The sequence below is a fragment of the Shewanella sp. c952 genome, assembly GCF_019654975.1.
Classification (GTDB): domain Bacteria; phylum Pseudomonadota; class Gammaproteobacteria; order Enterobacterales; family Shewanellaceae; genus Shewanella.
The window spans coordinates 96,662-119,392 of record NZ_BPEW01000004.1 but is presented as its reverse complement, the minus strand read 5'-3'; the positions used below and the strand labels follow the sequence as shown (position 1 = coordinate 119,392).

Here is a 22,731-nt window from a genome sequence, read left to right as displayed (position 1 = left end):
ATGGAATTCCTAATAGGTTTACTTGGACAGTTTTTTGATGATCCACAACATGTTGAATGGGCTATATACATAGTAGCAGGCATTGCTGGGGTTACTTTAGCAATCTCGATTTCATACTTAATCAGTGGTATTTATTCTCCGCTAAGAAAGCGTTTAAAAAAACTAAATACAAGTGATAATAGTGCGAGTATTAGTGGTGATGCAGTTTCTGAAACCCTAGAACATGGAATTGGCGAAATGGCAAAAAAGCCATTTATGAACTTTTCTAATCATGAAACGAGAAGATTGTTAATTCACGCAGGTTTCCACTCAGAAAATTCGTTAGCTATCTTCAATGCTGCTCGTTTACTGCTATTGCTACTAGGCGCTGTAATTTCAGTTGTCATTCTTAACCTGTTTCCCAAAATCGCAGGCATTTGGATCGTTTACATATTCTGTTTGTTCATTGGGGGGGCGTTCATTTTGCCCTCAATGGTTCTACAATCTTTGGCTAACCGAAGAATGCGATTACTTAGGGTCGGCTTTCCGGATGCATTAGACTTATTAGTTGTTTGCTGTGAAGCTGGTCTCGGTTTAATGGCCGCCTTACAACGCGTAGCTAAAGAGTTGGCCTTTAGTCACCCAAGTCTCGCCAGTGAGCTAGATTTGGTCTGCAGCAAAGTACGTGCAGGTTTAACAATTAAGGTTGCGCTTCAAGAGTTCACCGATAGAACGGGTCTTGAGGATATCAAAGGTCTGAATTCTGCGATCTCACAAAGTATGCGCTTGGGCACAGGTATTGCTGAAACCCTTAGAGTTTTTTCTGACGAATATCGAGATAAGCGATTACAGGCGGCAGAAGAGCAAGCTGCTAAGCTAGCCGTTAAGATGATATTTCCCATGATGTGTTGTATATGGCCTTCATTCTTTATTGTTGCGGTGGGGCCAGCGGTACTGAAAGTGATGAAAGTTTGGGGACAAGCATTCTAATAGAGTCTTCACCAAGGTGAAGTATAAGGATAAATATGATGGCTGTTGAAGGTTCTTTTAAAGGTTCATTGAGCTTTTTATTGATGCTATTACTGTTGGGTGGTCTTACTGCCTGCTCCTCGACCACACCAGAGGAACCACAACAGATCAAAGCTCCTAATCGACAAGACTTACTTGATGCGGGTGCGTTATCTTCTATTACTTCAGACTTTGAAGCACCGCAGACAGAAGCAGAAGCCTTAATGAAAGCGCGCAAAGAGGAACAATCTGGGAATCTTGAAAAAGCATTATATGCTTATATTCAGGCGCTAGATTTCAATGCCGAAAATGCTGAGACGTTTTATCACATCGGTAGGATCCATACTATGCGTGGTAATCCTGAAATTGCCTTTAGGGCTTATAACGAAGCTTTGGCTTTGGACCCAAACCTTATAATGGTACATGCAGACCTTGGAGTGGTAAGCATGGATAAACGTCAATACAGGGAAGCGAGAATACACCTGGCTAAAGCCATTGAGCTTGACCAGAAAAGGTTAGCGACGTTATCGGTTAGCCGCATGATTGGCAGCTTGTATGTTCCTGACCGAGATTCGCCTGCACGAGTTTACAATGCAATTGCGATACTTGATGATGTTCAAAATAAACATGAAAGTGCACGTGAATATTTTAGGTTACTGCTAGAACTTCAACCACACTCTGCAATTATCATCTCTAATTTAGGGTATTCTTATTACCTTACTGGTGAGCTTACGATTGCCGAAAGGTATTTAAGGCAAGCAATTCGAGAAGATCAGAATCTTGACAGAGCATGGACCAATCTTGGATTAGTTTATGTCAGGAAGGGGCTACATAAACGTGCTTTGGCAACATTTGAACAAGCTATGGAGCCAGCTGATGCCTTAAACGATCTTGGGTATTTTCTAATGCTAGAGGGGAATTACGAAAAAGCGATTGAGCTTTTTGAAAGAGCAATAGACACCTCCCCAAGTTATTTTGAACAAGCACAGAAAAACTTAAAAAGAGCTAGAGCAGAGCTGTCTGATGAATTTACACATGCTACTAACTAGTTTTGTATTATTTTCTAAAAGTATAAACATAAAAAGCAGGGCATTATTCAAATGAATAATGCCCTGTTTTATTATGTGAATAGTTTTTTAGCTGGCAAATAGGATTGCTTTAACTAGCCACTTTAAATTGAAATTTTCACTAGAGTTTGCAGTCTAAGCACTTTTAAAAGTCGAGTGACTATACCTGCTCTAATTCCAATTGCATTAGCAGCATATCTTCTCCATCAAGCACGGTAGTATGTGTACTTTGGCAATGATCGCAAACAATGCTGCGTTGCTGGTGGTTTGTTTGTTGATTACATGAATGACACTGCAAGACTAATGGTTGGATCTGCATGTTAAGCTGCGCTTCATGGCAGATCCCTTCAAGCTTAAACGCTTCGAATGCAGTTTCTAATAACGCCGGTTCAACACCGCTTAAAATACCTAGCTTTATGTCAACGCGGGTAATTTTATTTGCACTGTTTTGCTCAGCTAGTTTTTCACATTGTTCGATAAGCGCAGTTACGATCGAATATTCATGCACTAGCAGATCCTCGGCAGCAACTCACCTTGTGGCACATCTAAAAATCGACTACTTCCCCAGGGCGTATTCAGGATCACTTTCCCTATTTTAATATCAGTAACCTTGCCGATGATAGCTGCTTGTTCACAGTGACAAAACGTTTGCATAATTTGTAGGGTTTTCTCTGCACAATCCTGGGCAACAGCCAGAATAAAAGTACCTTCATTGGCTAAATCAAAAGACTCAAACCCATAAAGCTCGCACAAACCTGCGACTTCTTGGCTAACGGGGATTTCTGACTCATTAACAGTAATGCCGACTTGTGATGCTGATGCCCATTCGTTTAGTACAGCAGATAAGCCTCCACGAGTGGCGTCACGCATGGCGTGTATTTCAACATTACTCGCTATCAGTTGTTCAACAATTGGCCATAATGTCGCACAATCACTGGTGAGTTCAGATTCCACTGCAAGTCCTTCGCGAGCCATTAAAATTGCCGCGCCATGACGGCCAATATCTCGAGAAACGATGATGACATCATCTTGTTTTAAGTTTTTGACTGAGATGCCGTTATTGATAATACGGCCGACACCAGAGGTATTGATGAACACGCCGTCAGCGCAGCCTCTAGGAACGACCTTTGTATCTCCGCATACTATTCTAGCACCTGACTTTTTAAGCTCAGTTGCCATACTTGCGACGATAGTTTTTAGATCTTCTATTGGAAAACCTTCCTCAATAATAAAGCTACTGCTTAAAAATTGCGGCTCTGCGCCCATCATAGCGAGATCGTTAACGGTTCCCGCTATGGCAAGTTTTCCTATATCACCCCCGGCGAAAAATAGTGGTGCTACCGTAAAAGAGTCTGTCGTAAAAGCAGTATCCCCGTTAAAGTGCAGCCGTGCTGAATCCTCTTCACTTCTCAATATAGGATTGTCGAAGGCTTTAAAAAAAATATCTTTGATCAGGCGGTTCATCTCTTTGCCGCCTCCGCCGTGGCTAAGCTGAACGGTTTTACTCACATTTACAGTGCTCATTCAGTTACTCCATTATATCTATAATAGGCATTGCAGGCGCCTTCAGAGCTGACCATGCAACTCCCTAAGGGGGTTTCGGGACTGCATCCCCGTCCAAATACTTTACAGTCTTTAGGTTTGGACAGTCCTCGCAGAATATCTCCACATTGGCACGCTTTATGGTCATCGATCTCTTGTTGAGGCAGTTGGTCTTTATAAACCACTTCAGCATCTCGGTGGCTGTACTCTTCACGAAGCATTAACGCCGAGTCTGGTATTGGGCCTAAACCTCGCCAGCGAAAACTAGGCCTGACGGTCATGTATTTGTTAACCAGTGCTTGAGCCGCCAAATTACCTTCTTCCGATACGGCACGACTATATTGATTTTCTAATATTGATTGTGCGTTGGCTTTTTGCTTGGTGATCATCAAGATAGATTCCATGACGTCAACAGGCTCGAATCCAGAAACAACCAGCGGTGTGTTATAGCTTTCTACTGCAGAGCGATAAACCTTCGCCCCACTGATGACACTGACATGAGCTGGACCGATAAAAGCGTTAACCTTTGCATTGGGGTCGGCCATCACTGCATCAATTGCAGGTGGCACGAGAACATGATTAATATGAAATAGTAAGTTAGAAACCTTCTGCTTTTCAGCTTGTTCTAACAACACTGCTGTCATCGGCGTGGAGGTTTCGAAACCGATAGCAAAAAATATGACAGTTTTGTCAGGGTTATCCATTGCTATTTTAAGACTGTCCAATGGATCGTATATGGGACGTATGTCACAACCGTTGGCCCTGAATTGGGCCAAGTTACCTTTTGAACCCGGTACGCGGATCATGTCCCCAAGGGTGATCAAAATAGTATCGGGCATACTGGCCAGAGTAGCAGCATGATCGATACGTTCTTTGGGCATGATACAAACGGGACAGCCGGGTCCATGTATAAATTCGATGTTATTGGGCAACAGCTGATTTATACCGTATTTCATTATGGTATGGGTATGTCCACCGCATACCTCCATAATGTTAATCTTAGCGTCATATTTCGCAGCTTCTAACGCTATTTCTTTAGCTAATGACTTGATGACTTCTGGATCTCTAAATCCTTTGTAAAGCGCGTTTAAAGAGAGCATTAGGCTTGATTCTCCTCTTGTTCAAGTTTGCTTACGATCTCTTTATATAGTGCAAGGCTTTCTTGAGCATCAGCTTTATCTATTTTGTTCATTACAAATCCAATATGGATCAGAACATAGTCCCCAAGCTCAAGCGGTTCAGTCATTAGGTGGCTAGAGACTTTACGTTTTACACCCATTGTGTCGACAGTGACAGACTCTTCACCTTCGTGGATCGTTACAACTTGTGATGGGATAGATAAACACATTAGGCATTACCTCCTAAGTGGTTATTGAACCATTTAGCGACATTCTCCATAGATTTAGGGTCTTTAATTGAAACTTCAATCAGTTCTATATCTGGATTTAATTTTTTAAGTTGAGCTTTAGATTCTTCAATGCTGAAATCAAAATGAGGCATTAAATCAGATTTAGTGATTAACACTACATCAGCGCGGCGAAACATCACTGGGTACTTCTCTATTTTGTCATCACCCTCAGGTACCGATAACAATACGACATTTTTATGGGTGCCAACATCGTAACTTGCAGGGCAGACCAAGTTGCCAACGTTTTCAATAAAGCAGATATCTACAGATTCTAAATCAATGTGATGCAGGGCGCTGTGAACCATAAATGCATCTAAGTGACAGGCTGCTCCGGTTTGGATTTGAAACGCTTCGATACCTTTTGCTTTTAATCTATCTGCATCTCTCGATGTTTCCAAATCACCTTCGATAACAGCGTATTTTAGATCTGTATATTGGAAAAGGTTCTCTAAAAGAGTGGTTTTACCACTGCCTGGGCTACTCATTAGGTTAAAAGCGGTTACGGACTTATCTTCAAAATGCTGACGATTATGCTGGGCTTCTATGTCGTTCTTATCCAAAATTTTATGGATAACTGACAATGTTTTTTTGTCATTTAACTGTGGGTTGGTTGCTATGTTGTCATCCACTCGGGCATGAGAATGGCTAGGGCTTAAAGAATGGTCATGACGGGTAATTGAACAGCCACAATCTTGGCACATAGGTAACTCCGTTATATTAGTTATATTTCATTGTCGATCACAATAAGCAGGTCGACCTTGATGTAAATCAGGTAAATAGGTTTCAAAGCGCGATAGGGGTCACATTTGTGGTGGTGGATTACAAATGTTATCGATAGTGGTTTCAATATTATTATTGATTGCAAACCATGCTTGTCCAAGGGCAATACCAGCGTCATTTACAGGCACTAACTTTGGCTGCATGATTTTGTTTGCTTGAGCAGTAAGTAGTCTCTCGCATCGCTCAGAGAGATAACGGTTTTGAAATACCCCACCAGTTAACACAATGGGAGTCGATTTAAAGTCTAAGGCAACATCACATATCATGTTTGCGATACAATCCATAAAGGCTCGCGCGATTAAATTAACTCTGACGGATGTTAGTGGTACTTTGTTAATTTCAGTAAGGATCTGCTCAATAAGTTCAATAGTTTGCCATTGATTGTTCTTGGTTAGGTGCAGTGTAAAGTGGCAGTCAGTTTCAGAATTATAGCCTTTTAAATTTTTTTCAATATTCCGTTGAGATATATTCATCTCATTGTTGGTGGTAACTCTATTGGCGGCAGTTTCGAGGAGTATGCCTGCTTGCCCTTCATACTGGATATGATTAACGAGGTTAAGCATCACAGCAACAACATCAAATAGTCGACCGATAGAGCTAGTCTGGCTTTTAGGTGATGCTTTATGCCAGATCTTACAAAGGTTGCCAAAATGAGCAGTGCTTAGATTAACGATGGCTGGCAATTGCATTGCAGTAATCTCTTTCGGTGAATATTTTTCAAGTAAAATTGAAATAAGTAGTCTTACTGGCTGCTTAATCGCTTGTTCTCCACCAATGAGTTTAAAGGGACTTAAATGAGCGATACGCTGGTAGTTATAGGCATCAGCAAGCAAAACTTCACCGCCCCACAGGGTATTTTCATCACCTAAACCTGTACCGTCAAATGTGAAAGCGAGGACTTGTTCGGTGGTTTTATTTTCGGCCAATACACTTAGCACATGAGCATAGTGGTGCTGAACCTCTGTTTTAATCGTCGAACCTTCATCAGCAGCCCATTGGCTAGTAAAGTAGTTCGGGTGTCTGTCATGCACCAACTCCTTTGCTTTAAAGTGGTATAGCCGTGAGAAAGTACTCAGTGTATCGTGAAAATAGCGCTCAGCTTCGATGGATACCAGATCGCCTATGTGAGGGCTTAAAAAGAGATTATGCCCGAAAGCAAAACAAAGCGTGTTTTTCTGTTGGGCACCTAAGCCGAGTGTTGGTTTATCGATATGCTGTGGACTATAGATTGATAACGGCGCGTACCCTCGGGCTAGCCTTAAGATTTGCAGTCTGTTATCAATCACTTGAACAACGCTGTCATCACAACCATTTAGAATAGGGCGATTATGATCTAAAATATGGTCAATAATATGTCCAAGCTTGCTCACTATATCTTCATAAGCTGTAATGATCGGCTCACCAGAAAGGTTGGCACTTGTCATGACTAATGGTCGTTCGATAAGATCCATTAACATCTGATGTAAGGGGGTATAAGGTAAAAATATTCCAAGCCTATCGATATCTGGAGCAATAATATTGCTGATCTCTAACTCAGGTTTTTGCCGTTTTTGCATAACGATAATGGGTCGTTCATTGCAGGCGAGTGTTTGCCATTCAGTTTTATTGCCTGTTACTAGTTTCCTCGCGACCCGGCTGTTTTGAACCATTATAGCCAAAGGCTTTGCTGGTCTATTCTTACGCTGACGTAATGCCTCTACAGTCGTGTGGTTAGTGGCGTCGCAGACTAAATGAAAGCCACCAAGTCCTTTTATTGCAAGGATTTTACCAGATTTTAATGCGTCGACTGCCTGTTCTAATGGTTCTGATGAACTGCTAATGATACTCAAGTTTGGATTGCAAAAGCTTAATTGGGGGCCGCAGTTTGGGCAACTTACTGGCTGTGCATGGTAACGTCTGTTTAGTGGGTTTTTATACTCCTTTTCGCAGGTAGGACACATGTTAAAGGTCGCCATGCTGGTGTTGACTCTGTCGTAGGGCAAGTTGTTTATGATGGTGTATCTAGGACCACAATTTGTGCAGTTGGTGAACGGGTATCTAAAGTAGCGAGATTTTGGGTTACTTATATCAGCGAAGCAATCCTCACAGGTACATTTATCTGCAGAGACCGCGACGATTGCATCTGCATTATTCTGACTATGGATAATACTAAATTTTTCTGCAGCCGTTACCAGCGGGATCTGTTTCGTCTTAAAACTGTCGATGCGAGCCAAAGGAGGGGGAGAAGCCAGCAACAGTTTAAACTGCTTAATGATGTACTCACTAGCTTGCGCCTCTATGGTTACGCCTTCACTGTTATTTAGAACACTGCCACTAAGCGCTAGCTCATGTGCCAAACGATAAACAAAAGGCCTAAAACCGACACCTTGAACGATGCCGGTAATTTTGATCTCTATTCGAGTTAATGCCGCTGTCATTAATGTCTTCGCTGTTTCAAAAACAGAGAACCAACTGCAATGTTCAGCCCTTCTAAGTCCATTTGAGCATTTGGATTTAGGTCAAAGTTTTTACCTAAGCGTAAGGCTATTCTTTTACCTAGAAGCTCATTATCAAAACTACTGCCAGCTAAAACGACAGATTTGATTGAAATGTTTTGATCTAAATGTTCAATCCAATTGCAGATAAAATCCGCCAGTGAGTCATGCATTCCGAAAGCTAACTTTTCAATATTTTCAGCTTCAGCCAGCCTAAAACTTATGATACTGCCGAGCGTTTTACACCAATTAAGACTTCTATGTGCTTCTCCACGAGTAAGAGGGAAGTCGATACGTGGCGCGTTACTGCCTTTATGGCGCATCGCATTGGCTATGACAAAGTCACTAAGCTGTACTTTGTCTAGGCGAATGTTTTTCTCCGCAGTGGCTGCGCCCAATAAAATAGCTGCAATAGCCCATAGTGATTGGATATTATTGGTGGGGCCAACAAGTTTCAACTCTAGCAGCGCCAAATAATCTTCTGGATAGAGGGTTTTAAATTTTTCAAAGAGATTTTTTTGTGGCGATGAGTCTATCTGATGTACGATCTCATATCCATTATTGGGTAAGTTTGGAAACTCAAAGAATAATTCAATCTTTTGCTTAGAATCCTTAGTCACTATACGGCTTTTATTGGTGTTACTTAAATACAGTACGGCACAGTTTTTAGCTTTTTTAGTGGTAAGGTTTGCAGAGTGTAAAGCACAAGTCGCGGCATCTTCTTGAGATAAACGCTCGGTTTCCCCTTGTTCTTTAGCGTCAATAAATGCAGTACCACAAACTTCAATATGGTCTTTTACCCAATGGACCTCATATTGACCAAGGTGCACATCATCATGCAGCGGCACCAAATTTGATTGATAGCTTAATGTTGTATTTGCAACCCCAGTTTCTTGAAGTGGTACCCACTGAGAGCTGACTAATGCAAAATGCGGATTATCAGTATGTTCGATATAGATCCAATCAATACCACGTTGACGAAGTAGTTCACATACAACCATCAGCAACCGAGAATTAGCAAAACAAAGAGAGTAGAGAGGATCTGTAAGCCTTGGATGGCTATCGATAGGGCGGCAACAGATCAAAGGCTTTTCGATACTTGATAACGCAAGTACTTGCTGCTCAGTCACGACAAAGTGAGCGTTAAGGTTATTTGGGTTACAGATCACCAGCTTTTGTCTTATGTTGGTATTTTCGGCGCTATTGGCTTGATAGCTTAACTTTATGCCTTGCTTGTTGCCTATTGACGGCAATTCTACGAAGCCTTGGTTTTCAAGTTTATCTAACAGTAGCCTTACTTCATCTAAACTGGTTGTTTTATGTTGTTTAGCAATACGTTTATCTGCTTGGCAGCAAGGGCAAATATAGTCTAGACGGCCAAAGTGCTTGGCTTGATTGTCACCAAAGTAGGGCTGACATTGCTGGCAGTATTCTTGTGTTAATGGAGAGTGCTGCAATAATTTAACATCACCTTCAGGAGTGTCTATCAGGGTAATATTTGGTTTGATTAACCAAGATGAAATCAAAAAATCTTCCGCGATGGCATCAGCTAGCCGTTCTAGTTCGGGTTGTTCCCCTTTGGCTTCAATAAAGTAGTTGCTTCCGGTCTGGCCAATGGTTACGTCATATTGCTCGTTTAAAAGGTATTGATTGCAGAGATGGCCGTAAAAGGGCACCTCGCGCTGACAGTCAAATTCAAATCTAATATTCTTCATCTGAGATTAAACCACGTTTGTAAGAGTCGGGAATGAGCACATTGATATCGATATTGGCATGTCGAGAGTGTGAGAAGCCAAGTGTTCCAAAGTGATTGAGCAAGGTTTTTTCCATTAAAGGCACCGCAGCTTGAATTTGCGGGGTAAGGCCGAGAGTCATTGGTTCAAGCACGGTAGGTGTTACGCCGAGCACATAGGTTTTTGGCCTGTCGCCCACCATCTCCATCATAATTAACGTTTGCAGCATCTCGACTTCGTGGGCGCTACCTTGCCAGTCAATTTCAGGTGGGGCGTTATCAAAATCAAAAAAGTAGACCTCGCCAGGTTCTACTCCATTTGCGTTCACGGTATCAACAACTAGTAAGTAATCGTATTTGCATAAAGTGGGAATAAGCCCTTGCGCAAGGGTGCCACCATCCATCATATCGAGCTGATGTTGAGGATGCTGGAAGCGGAAATTTTCTTGGATGTAATTGACGAAATGTACGCCGATACCTTCATCGGCGTACAGGACATTGCCAATACCAAGTAGCAATATCTTCATGTTTTCCTTTTATTTCTTCTTATGATAATCGTATCCAGAGACGATAGAGTCCACAGAGTTATGCTTAAATCGGATCCCACTCCACACCGCCATATACACATGGATCACAACAAATATGATGAATACCCAGGTAAAATAGTGGTGCCAAATTCTGACCGGTGCTAATCCACCCATCATCATCGTGACCCAATTGGCCATACCGCCGAGCATGCCTCCTAGTCCCTGATGATATACATTGGCATATAACACCAGACCAGTAACGCAGATAAGGAAGGCCACAACCGAAATTGCCAAGTAAGTCACAAATTGTAATGGACCGTAGACTCCAGCTTTGTCTAAATGTCCCATCCATAAATAGGACTTAAGTTGAGTAATCCAACTTTTGGGGCTTAGTACATCTTTAAATGAACGTCTTTCGATGTCACTTTTACCAAAGAAAAATAGATAAGCCCTTACCAACGTGATGGAAACCAAAAGGAAACCAAATATTTGGTGGGCTGCGCGGATATAGCCTTGTACCAAAACATCTGAACTTTCTGGTGCGACCAAAAATGGCCAGGAGATATAAAATCCTGTGATAACCAGGACCAAGATGGCTAATGCTCTTAGCCAATGAAAAATCCTGATCGCCGCACCAAAAACAAGTTCTCTTTGGTAGGGTGCAGATTGAGTTGCCATGCTAACCCCCTTAACTAGAATCCGTTGGGATCGATTTTAAATTCACCCAAATTCGTACCCTTGTAGTCCATCACATGTACAGCACAAGCCATACAAGGATCGAAAGAGTGAATGATTCGAATGACTTCTAAAGGTTTGGTTGGATCTTCGAGTTTCAAGCCAATGAGTGAAGCCTCGTAAGGACCCATTTTGCCTTGACCATCAACCGGTCCAGCATTCCACGTTGTTGGTACAACTGCTTGGTAGTTCTCGACCTTGCCACCCTTGATGCGGATCCAATGACTTAGCATGCCGCGCGGTGCCTCAATCATGGCGTGGCCAACATACTCTTTATTGCTATCAATTTCTGGTTTGGTGTAAGTAGACTCATCCGACTGCAAATTGGTCAGTAAGGCATCGAAGGTTTTTAAGCCTTCTTCTGCAACGATTACAGTTTGCAGCATACGTGCGGCGGTGCGGCCTAGAGTCGTAAATAGTGCTTCAATAGGAAGACCAGTAGCTGCAAGTAGTCCATTGACTGCATCGACGACAACTTGGTTACCACGTGCATAGCTAACTAACAAACAGGCAAGAGGACCCACTTCAACGGGCTCGCCCTGATAACGGGGAGATTTTACCCAGCTATACTTGCCGTCACCATCAACAGTCGGTAATTTACCGTAAACGGTGTCTCTTTCGACAAAGCCTGTATAGTCGGGGACCGTTGTGCCGTCATAAGGATGTTGTGCACCATCTGCTTTATACCAAGCGTGAGTCACATCTTCTTTAATAAGCTCAGGGTTCAAATCACTAACGCCAGCTAAGTCGCCGTTCATGATCACGCCTTGGTTGAACATGTACTGCCCATCACCAAGTATAAAGTCATCTGTTGCTAGGAAGTTCTTAACGTTAACGCCACCAAGTACACTAGGCTCTGACCCAAACGCTTCTGCTGCCATGACAACATCTGCTTTATACGCGCGAATAATGAAATCATTAACGATGGCATGTTTTTGTTTCCACTCCTGCAGGCGAGCAGGGCTTAACATGTCACGTACTGAAGTTACACCACCGACTACGATAGACTGTGGATGAGGAGATTTACCGCCAAAGATAGCGAGCATTTCTGCTGCAATTCGCTGTACTTCTAGCGCTTTAAGGTAGTGAGATAAGGCAATTAGGTTTTGCTCAGGAGTAAACCTGTAGGTGCTATTGCCCCAATAAGCGTTGGCAAAAGGACCCAGCTTACCCGTTTCAACTAATCCTTTTACTCGCTCTTGAACAGCGCGTAGATCACCTTCGCCTGCACTAATTGGATTGTCTGTATATTTAAGCGCTACCTGCGCAGCAAGTGCAGGGTCTGCACTTAACGCTGAAACCACGTCTACCCAATCTAAGCCGTGTAGGTGATAGAAGTGCACAATATGATCATGCATGTTGAGCGAAGTTTGCATCAAGCTTCTAAGGTACTTAGCGTTAAGTGGAATTTTGACACCAAGTGCGTTCTCTACCGCTTCTGTACCACAGCGATAATGAGAGTAGGTACAAACACCACAGATCCGCTGTACGATTAAGCCAACATCCATAGGAGTGCGACCTTTTAAGATCACCTCAATACCACGCCAGAGAGTAGAAGAGGACCAGGCTTTTTGAATGACATTATTCTCGTCAACCTCTACCTCTACTCGCAGGTGTCCCTCAATACGAGTGATAGGATCGATAACTACACGTTTACTCATGATTATTCCTCTTCAGATTTGGCAAAGACACTGGCGACTGCATGGGCACCGATACCGACTGCGGTGGCACCTAAAATTACAGCACCTATGGTATCGGTGGTGGCGTCTAAGCCGTGTAGTAGTTGTCTACCTAGTGGTTTTTCAAAGTCTGCCATGTCATCCCAAAAATTAGGCTCAGAGCAGCCCATACAGCCATGTCCAGCTAATACTGGCCAACTAGTGTGATGGTTAAAGCGCTCTGTTGGGCAGTTGTTATAGGTATAAGGGCCTTTGCAACCCACTTTATATAAGCAGTAACCATCTTTTGCACCTTGGTCACCAAACTCCTCAACAAACTCACCGGCATCAAAGCGACCACGACGTTCGCAATTGTCATGTACTCGCGCGCCATAGGCCCATTTTGGACGGTTAAACATATCTAACGCTGGAAGTTTGCCAAACATAATGAAATACATGAGTGTACCCACAATGTTCTTTTCGCTTGGTGGACAACCACCTAGGTTAATGACTGGCTTATTAACCACTTCATAAACACCTTTAGCACCAGTTGGGTTTGGAGAAGCAGCTTGTACGCCACCAAACGCTGCACAGGTTCCAACAGAGATAATTGCTGCAGCGCCTGCAGCAGCTTCTTTAACAATATGGAGACCGGTATGCCCTTTACAGCCAACCGTTAAGTAAGCACCGTTATTTGCAGTAGGGACAGCGCCTTCTACCGCAAGTAAATAATTGCCTTTATAGGTTTCTAATGCGTGTTCTAAGTTTTCTTCTGCTTGCCAACCTGCAGCGGCCATCAGTGTTTCATGATACTCGAGCGAGACATGGTCGAAAATTAGTGAATCTAGGTTTGGTGTATCCGTTCTGATCAGTGATTCTGAGCAACCGGTGCATTCTGCCATATGTAACCAAATAAGCGGGACGCGATTAGCAAGCTCTGCGGCTTCTGCAACTAATGTACTAAAAGGCAGTGGGAGGGCGAGCATCGCAGTCACAGATGCACTCCACTTCATAAAGTCTCGACGACTAATGCCATTTTGTAGCATCTTGTCTTTCAGTGATTCGCTATGACGAGGTTGCAATTGACGTAATTGCTCCATTCGCGCCACACCTTGCTGATATAGGGCTTCGTGTGTTTCCATGGTTAAACCTTATTATTCTTGAAAGTAATTTGCTCAACATCATCAGTCTAGGCCTCAAAAAGAGTGAAAATATTGATATGCGTCAAGGTTTAATGGAGTTTGAGGAGCTGGCAAGTAGGCAGGTTATGCGTCCTTGAGCTAGATCATTTATTTATAAGGGAAAAGGACAGAATGTCCCTGCAGCAAATCAACTGTGACGCGGGTCACGTATATCGCATTTTATGTAATCTATTTGTTGCGAAATGGGTTTAGGATTTGCTAAATAAATGATCAGTTATGTAGTTAGAGTTGTCAGATAAGAAATGGCAATCTAACGCATAAATACATTCTACTGGTGAATGTTCCGGTTTATTCCATGAGGACTGTGTAAGCGTGGTTACAAAGAACAGATTGAAGAGGCAACACTTTAGCTAAGGCACAAAAAAAGCCTCTAATAATAGAGGCTTTAATAACTAGCGAATATCAAACGAGCTTTAGAAGTTCGCTGATTTTGGCGCTCTTGGGAATGGGATCACATCACGGATGTTAGACACACCTGTTACATAAGAAACCAAACGCTCAAAACCGAGGCCGAATCCAGCATGAGGAACAGTACCGTAACGACGAAGATCACGATACCACCAGTAATCTTCTTGGCTAAGCTCCATTTCAGCAAGACGAGCGTCGAGAACGTCCAAACGCTCTTCACGCTGTGCGCCACCGATGATTTCACCAATACCTGGTGCTAAAACATCCATTGCTGCAACGGTTTTACCATCATCATTCAAACGCATATAGAATGCTTTGATATCTTTTGGATAGTTCTTAACGACAACTGGCGCTTTGAAATGCTCTTCGGCAAGGTAACGTTCGTGTTCTGAGTGAAGATCAATACCCCATTCAACATCGTACTCAAACTTCTTACCGCAAGCTTTAAGAATTTCGATAGCGTCAGTGTAATCAATCTGTGCAAAATCACTGGTTACAAACGCTTCTAAACGATCAATAGCCGTTTTCTCAACACGCTGGGCAAAGAACTCAAGATCATCACGACGCTCAGCCAATACCGCTCTAAAGCAGTATTTCAACATATCTTCAGCAAGTTTTGCTACATCGTCCAAGTCAGCATAAGCGACTTCAGGCTCTACCATCCAGAATTCGGCAAGGTGGCGACTGGTGTTTGAGTTTTCAGCACGGAACGTAGGTCCGAATGTGTAAACTTTAGATAGTGCACATGCATAGGTCTCAGCGTTTAACTGGCCTGATACTGTTAAGAAAGATTCTTTACCGAAAAAATCTTCGCTGTAATCAACGGCGTTTTTGTCATCACGAGGTAAATTCTCAAGATCCAGCGTTGAAACACGGAACATCTCGCCAGCACCTTCAGTATCTGACGCAGTGATCAACGGAGTAGATACCCAGATGTAACCCTGTTCATTATAAAAGCGATGAATCGCCTGTGATAAACAGTTACGTACACGGGCGACAGCACCGATGATGTTAGTGCGCGGGCGAAGATGTGCTAATTCGCGTAAGTACTCGATAGAGTGACGCTTAGCAGCCATAGGGTAAGTATCAGGATCTTCTACCCAGCCTGCAACCTCAACATTGGTTACTTGCATTTCGAAGGCTTGGCCTTTACCTGGTGATTCAACAACTTCACCGGTCATAATGACAGAACAACCCGCAGTAAGCTTTAACACTTCGTTGTCGTAATTCTCTAAATTATTCGGTACTACGCCCTGAATAGGGTCAAAGCATGAACCGTCATAAATAGCGAGGAATGATATCCCTGCCTTAGAATCGCGGCGGGATCTAACCCAGCCACGTACTGTGATTTGCGAACCAATCGCAAAGTCACCTTTAAACACAGAAGCGACAGATGTAATGCTCATTGTTGCTTAGTTCTCCAACGAAACGTTTTAAATATAAAATTTGGTCGTTCATATTACCTTGATACAAGCTTTTCTCAAGTGGAAAGTAAGGTAAGTTGGTCTGGATCTTGGTATTGTTTTTAAAAATAGCGCTAAAACTACGGATAGTATTGATGAAAAAGCTGAAAGTGTTCCAATATCTACTGACCACAATGTCGATTGTCGGTTGGTCGCTAGCAATATATGCACTGATGTTATTTGATCAAGCAAGACCGGATACTGCAATTGGTTACCTTAAAAGCAAAGGTGCCGAGGTTCGTCTTGAATGGGATCCGGTACAAACGGTATTACTGGCGGATATTGTTTGGTGGTGTGCTTTGGTCAGTTTTATCAATTTGGGTTTCAATTATTATATCGCTACTCATAGCCGCCTTGGCTGGTGGATCAATATACCGTTATTATTTTTATGCTCTTTAGCGGCTGGTCTCTATATACGCTTCGTGGTCTAAGGCTGACGACTATCATTAGCTTTCTCTATAAGCCTGCAAAGGGGCAACAGTGTGTTGAGCGTATTGTTGTTTAGAGCAATTGTTTTATCTCGTACTAACAAAGTGATTTATCGTGGCTCAGGAGTCTGCACAATTGGTCTATCATCGCTGCCGTCGCCCCCCAGATGAAATATCGACCGTAGGGGATAAAATGCACTGGGTACTCAATACCGCCTCGACTAAAATACTGTATATGACGATTATTACTGTTGAGCAAGAATGAAAGCGGGATGGTAAAAAGTTCATCCACTTCACCGGGATCAATCACCGGAGTAAACGGCTCAGAGATAATGCTGACAACTGGAGTAATATCAAAACCGGTAAAGGTTTTATGGTCATGCAACAAGCCAATCACTTCGACATGCTTATTAGGTAAACCAATCTCTTCATGAGCTTCCCTTAAAGCGGTATCTTCAAAGCTCAGATCAAACTTTTCAACTTTGCCTCCTGGAAAGCTGATTTGGCCAGGATGTTGGCGTAGATGGCTAGGTCTACGCGTTAGAATGAGTTCAAGCTGACCGTTATAATTGCTAAGTGCTACTAGTACTGCTGCTTTACGCAACGGTTGCTTTACTTCGAACGGCAGCGAGGAGGGGAAATGATGGGCTTTGGGTAAAGAGTGGAGATTAAATCTTAGCCTAAAATCCACTAAGTCCATGAGCTTAAGCCTCTTGATTCATATTAGTGAGTACAGGTAAGATTTTACTTACCTTATCAAAAGTTTCTTGATATTCAGCCTCAACCTTAGAGTCGGCAACAATCCCGCCGCCAGCCCAACAGTAGATAACATTGTTATCATTATTATTTTGCGCCACTAAGGTTCGGATAGTAATGCTTGTGTCCATATTCCCGTCTTGGCTAATATAACCAATAGAACCACAGTAAAGGCTTCTGCGAGAGGGTTCAAGCTCTTCAATTATTTCCATCGCACGGATCTTGGGGGCGCCTGTAATCGATCCACCGGGAAAGCACGATCTTAGCAGATCGCTAGCATTAAGAGATGGCTTTAATGTGGCGGTAACAGTACTTACAAGATGGTGCACGGCAGGAAAACTCTCGATATCAAAAAGTTTCGGAACAGAGACAGAACCCGCTGTCGCGACTTTACCTATATCGTTTCTAAGTAAATCAACAATCATCAGGTTTTCGGCGCGATCTTTCTCAGAGCTAGCAAGTTCATGTGCTAATTGATTGTCGACAGCAGGATCGCTATCTCTAGGCATGGTCCCTTTAATGGGCTTTGTTTGAATTTTTGAACCTGTTAGCGAGATAAAACGTTCAGGTGATATCGATAGCACTGCGTGCTTAGGTAGCCTCATGAAAGCAGAGAAAGGGGCGGCATTACTTTGCCTTAATGTTTGGTAAGCTTGCCATTCATCACCTTGATAGTGACTGCTGAATCTTTGCGTAAGGTTGATCTGGTAGCAGTCACCGCTTTGAAGGTATTGTTGTACTTGATTGAATTTTTGTTGATAGTCACAATCATCAATTTGATTTTCCCAAGCTGAGGTTAATTTAAACCTATTACCAGCAAATTTACTTTGACTCGCCGAGTGCTTCTCGATTGTTTCATTGGCTTGTTGTGCAATAAAGCGATCAAGTTGTTTTTTTACCTTGGTTAATGCTTGCTGGCTTTGGTAATGGACTAACGACCAACATTTTTGATGATAATCAAATACCAGCGCCCAGTCATAAAAGCCAATATTCATTTTGGGTAGTGCTATGTCGTCCGCAGCGCTGATTGGCAGTTTTTCAATATTACGCGCAAGATCATAACTAAAGCTACCCATCGCACCGCCAGAAAAAGGCAATGAGCTCTGCTTGGCGGTAGGGAACAACTCAGACATAGTTTTGTTTAACAGTTCAAATGGGTCATCTAAATATTTATCAATATTAAGCCATTCATTTTCGGAACCACTGTGTAGCGAAAACAATGCTTCTCTATTTGATGATTGCGTGATGTGACTATAGGATTCGTAGCTGGTTAAAGTTGCGATTGGCGCAACGCAGATCACATCGTACTTTGCATCAACGTGATCAGCATTAGCAGAATCGAGCAAAATAGCCCAAGGAGAGTCGGAAAAAAGGCTGAAAACGGTTTCAGTGGTCAAATTCCAATCAAGACGCATCGAATAAACGGATTTAGGCGCCATATTGTTCATCTATTAACCCTATCTAAAATGTGATGTTTCACTCAAAGTCGCGAAAGAGTATCATATTGCTCACACAAGTTATAAAAACAAAACACACAAGCCATTAAGGCTGCTGGAGCGTACATCTTGGTTAATTAACAGGATGTATCGGTTATCAAAATAAGTGTCTGTTAAAAAGGAAGTGTCTGTGAGCAAAGTAGTCCCTGTAATCAAGCAAGCCGATTTAATCGAAAGCGTTGCTGATGCCCTGCAATATATCTCCTATTATCACCCAAAAGATTTCGTTGACTCAATGGCTGATGCCTATGAGCGTGAAGAAAGTGCTGCTGCTAAAGATGCGATTGCACAGATCTTGATCAATTCACGTATGTCGGCGGAAGGAAAACGTCCACTGTGCCAAGACACCGGTATTGTGACCTGTTTTGTTAAGATTGGTATGGCTGTCCAATGGGATAAGACTGACTTAACAGTGCAAGAGATGGTTGATGAAGGTGTACGCCGCGCTTACACCAATCCTGATAATCCGCTTAGAGCATCAATCGTTGCAGATCCTGCTGGTGGCCGTAAAAATACCAAAGACAACACACCGTCAGTTGTGCATGTTGAAATGGTTCCCGGCAATCAAGTAGATGTCGCCATAGCAGCTAAAGGCGGCGGCTCAGAAAACAAATCTAAAATGGTGATGCTAAACCCATCAGATGATATTGCGGCCTGGGTAGAGAAAACGTTGCCGACAATGGGCGCTGGCTGGTGTCCACCTGGAATGCTAGGTATAGGCATTGGCGGAACAGCAGAGAAAGCTGCAGTAATGGCAAAAGAGTCATTGATGGACCCTGTTGATATTCACGAGTTACAAGAGCGTGGCGCGCAAACAACAGACGAGAAGTTACGTCTAGAGATTTTTGACCGTGCCAATAAATTAGGTATTGGTGCTCAAGGTCTAGGCGGTGTAACGACTGTATTAGATATTAAAATCAAATCAGCGCCAACTCACGCGGCATCAAAACCCGTTGTGATGATCCCTAACTGCGCCGCGACACGCCACGTGCATTTCCATCTAGATGGATCTGGACCTGCTGATCTTACACCACCTTCTTTAGAAGATTGGCCAGAAATAACATGGGAAGTGGGTGAAAGTGTTCGCCGTGTGAACTTAGATACAGTGACTCAAGAAGAGATGCAGCAATGGAAGAGCGGCGATACTGTGTTACTCAGCGGTAAAATGCTGACCGGTAGAGACGCAGCCCATAAACGGATTCAAAGCTTAATTGAAAGTGGTGAAGGACTGCCTGAAGGGGTGGACTTTAAAGGTAAGTTTATCTATTACGTTGGACCCGTTGATCCTGTTGGCGACGAAGTTGTTGGCCCAGCAGGTCCTACGACTGCTACGCGCATGGATAAATTTACTGACCTTATGCTAGATAAGACTGGCCTTATGGGCATGATTGGTAAAGCAGAGCGTGGTCCTGCAACCGTCGAGTCTATTAAGAAGCACAAGTCATGTTACTTAATGGCCGTAGGTGGTGCTGCTTATCTTGTGTCTAAGGCGATTAAAAAGTCACGTGTGGTTGCTTTTGAAGACCTTGGTATGGAAGCTATTTACGAGTTTGATGTTAAGGATATGCCAGTGACAGTGGCTGTCGATTCTGAAGGTGTAAATGCTCACGATACCGGCCCTGCTATTTGGAAAGTAAAATTAAATAGCTAAATCATGAACGCTTTTTGAAAACCACTTGCTCGTATTCGGGAAGATAAAAGTGGCTGCTGAACTTATCATCTAATCAGTTTCATTGAAGCTTGGTTAACTTAGACCGGTAAAGTTTGGACACCATCTGAATGGCTTAAACGTATTGCTTAAGCCATTTATTTTGGATAGTGTGCTGTATCGCTTCTGGGATAAAAATACCGTTTAATCGCGGTAAGACTCTTTTAAACATAACAATAAGATAAATACCATGAAAAAAACTGCAATCATACTGGCGTTAGCGTCAGTGGGCGCTGCATTTAGCGTTCAAGCCGCTAGTCCTCAGCCTTTCAGTGTTCAACAATTAGTTAAAATCAACAAACTACACTCAGCTGTACTGTCGAACGATGGCACAAAAGTTGTTTATGCAGTGAAAAATGTTGATGCAGACGGGAAGGGCAGTTCAGACCTTTATATTCAGGATTTAACTTCAAATACTGCCCCTGCAAAACAAATTACACAATTTTCAGGCACAGAGCACAGTGTTGCTTTTGGGCCAAATGATAAAAGTATCTATTTTCTAGCAGCACGTAATGGTTCTAGCCAGCTATACCAGCTTGCGCTCGACGGTGGCGAAGCTAAACAGGTTTCTGACTTCCCGCTCGATGTAGAAGGCTTCAAGCTTTCTAATGACGGCACTCAAGCTGTCGTTAATATGCGTGTTTTTCCTGAGTGTAAAGATTTAAACTGCTCGAAAGAGAAGTTTGAAGCAGAGGCTGCTCGCACCTCAACAGGCAGGGAATATAAAGAGTTGATGGTGAGACACTGGGATACTTGGAATGACCATTCAAGAAGCCATCTGTTTGTTGCCAAGTTAAATGGTGAAAAAGTAACGACTGCGATAGATGTTACAGCAGGTCTAGACACTGAAACACCGCCAAAACCATTTTCAGGTATGGAAGAAGTCACATTCACACCAGATGGAAAGTATGTAGTTTATAGCGCGAAAGCACCAAGTAAAGACCAAGCTTGGATCACCAACTATGACTTATGGAAAGTGAGTGTTAATGGCGGTGAGGCAAAAAACCTTACTGAATCTAATAAAGCGTGGGATGCACACCCGACTTACTCAGCTGATGGGCGTTATTTAGCTTACTTAGCAATGACAAAACCTGGCTTTGAAGCTGACCGCTACCGCATAATGTTACGTGATACGGTAACAGGGCAAGAGAAAGAAGTGGCACCTATGTGGGATCGTAGCCCACACTCTTTGGCATTTGGTAAAGATAACAAAACACTTTACGTGACTGCACAAGATGTAGGACAAGTTTCAATATTTGAAGTGAACACTCAATTTGGTGACGTAAAAACTATCTATAACGAAGGTAGCAACAGTGTCGTTGGCATTAATGCTGACAAGATAGTGTTTAGTAAAAAGTCTCTGGTTGAGCCTGGCGATCTTTACTCTATTAATTTAGACGGTGAAAACTTAAATAGACTCACTGAGATCAACAAAGACAAACTCGCTGAGATAAAGTTTGGTGAGTATCAACAGTTTAGCTTTAAAGGTTGGAACAACGAAGAGGTTTATGGTTACTGGATTAAGCCATCTAACTATAAAGCAGGCGAGAAATACCCGATAGCTTTCTTGGTTCATGGTGGTCCACAGGGATCATTCGGTAACTCATTCAGTAGCCGTTGGAATGCTCAACTGTGGGCTGGCGCTGGCTATGGCGTAGTGATGATCGATTTCCATGGTTCAACGGGTTATGGTCAAGCATTTACCGATTCAATTACTAAAGATTGGGGCGGCAAGCCACTTGAAGATCTACAGAAAGGTCTTGCTGCAGTCACCAAACAACAAAAATGGTTAGATGGCGATAGAGCTTGTGCGTTAGGCGGTTCATACGGTGGTTACATGATGAACTGGATCCAAGGTAACTGGAATGATGGTTTTAAATGTCTAGTTAACCATGCTGGTCTATTTGATATGCGCTCAATGTATTACGTAACTGAAGAACTTTGGTTCCCTGAATATGAGTTCGGTGGTACGTATGCTAAGAACAAAGAGCTGTATGAAAAGTTTAACCCAGTCAACTACGTAGATAACTGGCAGACTCCTATGTTGGTCATTCACGGAGAGAAAGACTTCCGTGTACCTTATGGCCAAGGTTTAGCAGCATTTACCTTTATGCAGCGTAAAGGGATCCCATCTGAATTGCTCGTCTACCCAGATGAGAATCATTGGATCTTAAACCCAGACAACTTAGAGCAATGGTACGACAACGTTCTCGGTTGGATGGATCGCTGGACTGAGAAGTAACAGTCAAAATGAGAAGCCAGAACTGATGTTCTGGCTTTTTTTTGTTCTAAACGCTTAGCATCGCTTTTTGCTTCTCGTTAAATGTGATGTATTGGCTCAACTATAGTTTAGCCAATGG

General features: G+C 42.8%; 20 protein-coding genes. 6 read left to right on the top strand and 14 right to left on the bottom strand.

The genetic code is table 11. From position 1 onward, the window contains the following. A complete protein-coding gene (locus K5R16_RS04940; protein WP_220736430.1) occupies window positions 1–969 on the top strand; it encodes a type II secretion system F family protein in 969 nt (322 codons plus the stop codon). Window positions 970–1,007: 38 nt separating this feature from the next. Beyond that, entirely contained in the window at window positions 1,008–2,036 is a 1,029-nt protein-coding gene (locus K5R16_RS04935; protein ID WP_259649767.1) for a lipopolysaccharide assembly protein LapB, read from the top strand. 178 nt (window positions 2,037–2,214) lie between these two features. Here the strand turns inward: K5R16_RS04935 and K5R16_RS04930 are convergent, their stop codons facing one another. From K5R16_RS04930 to hyaA, 11 genes are all read right to left on the bottom strand, one after another. Next, the gene (locus K5R16_RS04930; RefSeq protein WP_220736429.1) at window positions 2,215–2,562 is read right to left on the bottom strand and encodes a hydrogenase maturation nickel metallochaperone HypA; all 348 of its coding nucleotides are present in this window, start codon (window positions 2,560–2,562) and stop codon (window positions 2,215–2,217) included. Next, window positions 2,562–3,578, bottom strand: a complete 1,017-nt coding sequence (hypE, locus tag K5R16_RS04925) for a hydrogenase expression/formation protein HypE (protein ID WP_220736428.1) — start codon at window positions 3,576–3,578, stop codon at window positions 2,562–2,564. The genes K5R16_RS04930 and hypE overlap by 1 nt, the downstream gene beginning before the upstream one ends. Beyond that, window positions 3,575–4,696: a hydrogenase formation protein HypD gene (hypD, locus tag K5R16_RS04920; protein WP_220736427.1), complete on the bottom strand. Its 1,122-nt coding sequence runs from the start codon at window positions 4,694–4,696 to the stop codon at window positions 3,575–3,577. Before hypD ends, hypE begins: the two co-directional genes overlap by 4 nt. Continuing rightward, window positions 4,696–4,944 (bottom strand): HypC/HybG/HupF family hydrogenase formation chaperone, encoded by a 249-nt coding sequence (locus K5R16_RS04915; RefSeq protein WP_220736426.1) that lies wholly within the window; start codon window positions 4,942–4,944, stop codon window positions 4,696–4,698. The genes hypD and K5R16_RS04915 overlap by 1 nt, the downstream gene beginning before the upstream one ends. After that, window positions 4,944–5,705: a hydrogenase nickel incorporation protein HypB gene (hypB, locus tag K5R16_RS04910; RefSeq protein WP_220736425.1), complete on the bottom strand. Its 762-nt coding sequence runs from the start codon at window positions 5,703–5,705 to the stop codon at window positions 4,944–4,946. The genes K5R16_RS04915 and hypB overlap by 1 nt, the downstream gene beginning before the upstream one ends. 99 nt (window positions 5,706–5,804) lie before the next feature. Further along, window positions 5,805–8,201, bottom strand: coding sequence for a carbamoyltransferase HypF (hypF, locus tag K5R16_RS04905; RefSeq protein WP_220736424.1), 2,397 nt, complete (start codon window positions 8,199–8,201; stop codon window positions 5,805–5,807). Further along, window positions 8,201–9,973, bottom strand: coding sequence for a NiFe hydrogenase (locus K5R16_RS04900; RefSeq protein WP_220736423.1), 1,773 nt, complete (start codon window positions 9,971–9,973; stop codon window positions 8,201–8,203). Before K5R16_RS04900 ends, hypF begins: the two co-directional genes overlap by 1 nt. Then, window positions 9,960–10,517: a HyaD/HybD family hydrogenase maturation endopeptidase gene (locus K5R16_RS04895; protein WP_220736422.1), complete on the bottom strand. Its 558-nt coding sequence runs from the start codon at window positions 10,515–10,517 to the stop codon at window positions 9,960–9,962. The genes K5R16_RS04900 and K5R16_RS04895 overlap by 14 nt, the downstream gene beginning before the upstream one ends. 9 nt (window positions 10,518–10,526) lie before the next feature. Next, window positions 10,527–11,195 carry a Ni/Fe-hydrogenase, b-type cytochrome subunit gene (cybH, locus tag K5R16_RS04890; protein WP_220736421.1) on the bottom strand — a complete coding sequence of 223 codons (669 nt, stop codon included), beginning with the start codon at window positions 11,193–11,195 and terminating at the stop codon, window positions 10,527–10,529. Window positions 11,196–11,209: 14 nt separating this feature from the next. Further along, window positions 11,210–12,913 carry a nickel-dependent hydrogenase large subunit gene (gene hyaB / locus K5R16_RS04885; RefSeq protein WP_220736420.1) on the bottom strand — a complete coding sequence of 568 codons (1,704 nt, stop codon included), beginning with the start codon at window positions 12,911–12,913 and terminating at the stop codon, window positions 11,210–11,212. Between the two features lie 2 nt (window positions 12,914–12,915). Further along, entirely contained in the window at window positions 12,916–14,052 is a 1,137-nt protein-coding gene (hyaA, locus tag K5R16_RS04880; RefSeq protein ID WP_220736419.1) for a nickel-dependent hydrogenase small subunit, read from the bottom strand. Between hyaA and K5R16_RS04875 the strand changes: the two genes are divergently transcribed. Next, window positions 14,043–14,189 carry a hypothetical protein gene (locus K5R16_RS04875; RefSeq protein WP_220736418.1) on the top strand — a complete coding sequence of 49 codons (147 nt, stop codon included), beginning with the start codon at window positions 14,043–14,045 and terminating at the stop codon, window positions 14,187–14,189. The genes hyaA and K5R16_RS04875 overlap by 10 nt on opposite strands. 336 nt (window positions 14,190–14,525) lie before the next feature. On the opposite strand, the gene asnS is transcribed toward K5R16_RS04875, so the two are convergent. After that, on the bottom strand, window positions 14,526–15,926 hold the full coding sequence (asnS, locus tag K5R16_RS04870) for an asparagine--tRNA ligase (RefSeq protein WP_220736417.1): 1,401 nt from the start codon (window positions 15,924–15,926) through the stop codon (window positions 14,526–14,528). 152 nt (window positions 15,927–16,078) lie between these two features. Between asnS and K5R16_RS04865 the strand changes: the two genes are divergently transcribed. Then, on the top strand, window positions 16,079–16,414 hold the full coding sequence (locus tag K5R16_RS04865; RefSeq protein WP_220736416.1) for a hypothetical protein: 336 nt from the start codon (window positions 16,079–16,081) through the stop codon (window positions 16,412–16,414). Between the two features lie 94 nt (window positions 16,415–16,508). Here the strand turns inward: K5R16_RS04865 and K5R16_RS04860 are convergent, their stop codons facing one another. Further along, a complete protein-coding gene (locus K5R16_RS04860; protein ID WP_220736415.1) occupies window positions 16,509–17,111 on the bottom strand; it encodes a CoA pyrophosphatase in 603 nt (200 codons plus the stop codon). Between the two features lie 4 nt (window positions 17,112–17,115). Continuing rightward, window positions 17,116–18,615 carry an aminodeoxychorismate synthase component I gene (pabB, locus tag K5R16_RS04855; protein ID WP_220736414.1) on the bottom strand — a complete coding sequence of 500 codons (1,500 nt, stop codon included), beginning with the start codon at window positions 18,613–18,615 and terminating at the stop codon, window positions 17,116–17,118. A gap of 178 nt (window positions 18,616–18,793) precedes the next feature. Here pabB and K5R16_RS04850 point away from each other — a divergent pair, with 178 nt between their 5' ends. Both K5R16_RS04850 and K5R16_RS04845 read left to right on the top strand, forming a co-directional pair. Next, window positions 18,794–20,314: a fumarate hydratase gene (locus K5R16_RS04850; protein WP_220736413.1), complete on the top strand. Its 1,521-nt coding sequence runs from the start codon at window positions 18,794–18,796 to the stop codon at window positions 20,312–20,314. Between the two features lie 247 nt (window positions 20,315–20,561). Further along, a complete protein-coding gene (locus K5R16_RS04845; protein ID WP_220736412.1) occupies window positions 20,562–22,613 on the top strand; it encodes a S9 family peptidase in 2,052 nt (683 codons plus the stop codon). Window positions 22,614–22,731: the final 118 nt, after the last annotated feature.

What these genes read in the sequence shown, in the direction of transcription:
- hypD (WP_220736427.1), bottom strand. Translation starts at nt 4,696, where the DNA reads ATGCTCTCTTTAAACGCGCTTTACAAAGGATTTAGAGATCCAGAAGTC.
- hyaB (WP_220736420.1), bottom strand. Translation starts at nt 12,913, where the DNA reads ATGAGTAAACGTGTAGTTATCGATCCTATCACTCGTATTGAGGGACAC.
- pabB (WP_220736414.1), bottom strand. Translation starts at nt 18,615, where the DNA reads ATGAACAATATGGCGCCTAAATCCGTTTATTCGATGCGTCTTGATTGG.
- hyaA (WP_220736419.1), bottom strand. Translation starts at nt 14,052, where the DNA reads ATGGAAACACACGAAGCCCTATATCAGCAAGGTGTGGCGCGAATGGAG.
- cybH (WP_220736421.1), bottom strand. Translation starts at nt 11,195, where the DNA reads ATGGCAACTCAATCTGCACCCTACCAAAGAGAACTTGTTTTTGGTGCG.
- K5R16_RS04935 (WP_259649767.1), top strand. Translation starts at nt 1,008, where the DNA reads ATGGCTGTTGAAGGTTCTTTTAAAGGTTCATTGAGCTTTTTATTGATG.
- K5R16_RS04845 (WP_220736412.1), top strand. Translation starts at nt 20,562, where the DNA reads ATGAAAAAAACTGCAATCATACTGGCGTTAGCGTCAGTGGGCGCTGCA.
- K5R16_RS04865 (WP_220736416.1), top strand. Translation starts at nt 16,079, where the DNA reads ATGAAAAAGCTGAAAGTGTTCCAATATCTACTGACCACAATGTCGATT.
- K5R16_RS04915 (WP_220736426.1), bottom strand. Translation starts at nt 4,944, where the DNA reads ATGTGTTTATCTATCCCATCACAAGTTGTAACGATCCACGAAGGTGAA.
- asnS (WP_220736417.1), bottom strand. Translation starts at nt 15,926, where the DNA reads ATGAGCATTACATCTGTCGCTTCTGTGTTTAAAGGTGACTTTGCGATT.
- hypB (WP_220736425.1), bottom strand. Translation starts at nt 5,705, where the DNA reads ATGTGCCAAGATTGTGGCTGTTCAATTACCCGTCATGACCATTCTTTA.
- K5R16_RS04900 (WP_220736423.1), bottom strand. Translation starts at nt 9,973, where the DNA reads ATGAAGAATATTAGATTTGAATTTGACTGTCAGCGCGAGGTGCCCTTT.
- K5R16_RS04940 (WP_220736430.1), top strand. Translation starts at nt 1, where the DNA reads ATGGAATTCCTAATAGGTTTACTTGGACAGTTTTTTGATGATCCACAA.
- hypF (WP_220736424.1), bottom strand. Translation starts at nt 8,201, where the DNA reads ATGACAGCGGCATTAACTCGAATAGAGATCAAAATTACCGGCATCGTT.
- K5R16_RS04895 (WP_220736422.1), bottom strand. Translation starts at nt 10,517, where the DNA reads ATGAAGATATTGCTACTTGGTATTGGCAATGTCCTGTACGCCGATGAA.
- K5R16_RS04860 (WP_220736415.1), bottom strand. Translation starts at nt 17,111, where the DNA reads ATGGACTTAGTGGATTTTAGGCTAAGATTTAATCTCCACTCTTTACCC.
- hypE (WP_220736428.1), bottom strand. Translation starts at nt 3,578, where the DNA reads ATGAGCACTGTAAATGTGAGTAAAACCGTTCAGCTTAGCCACGGCGGA.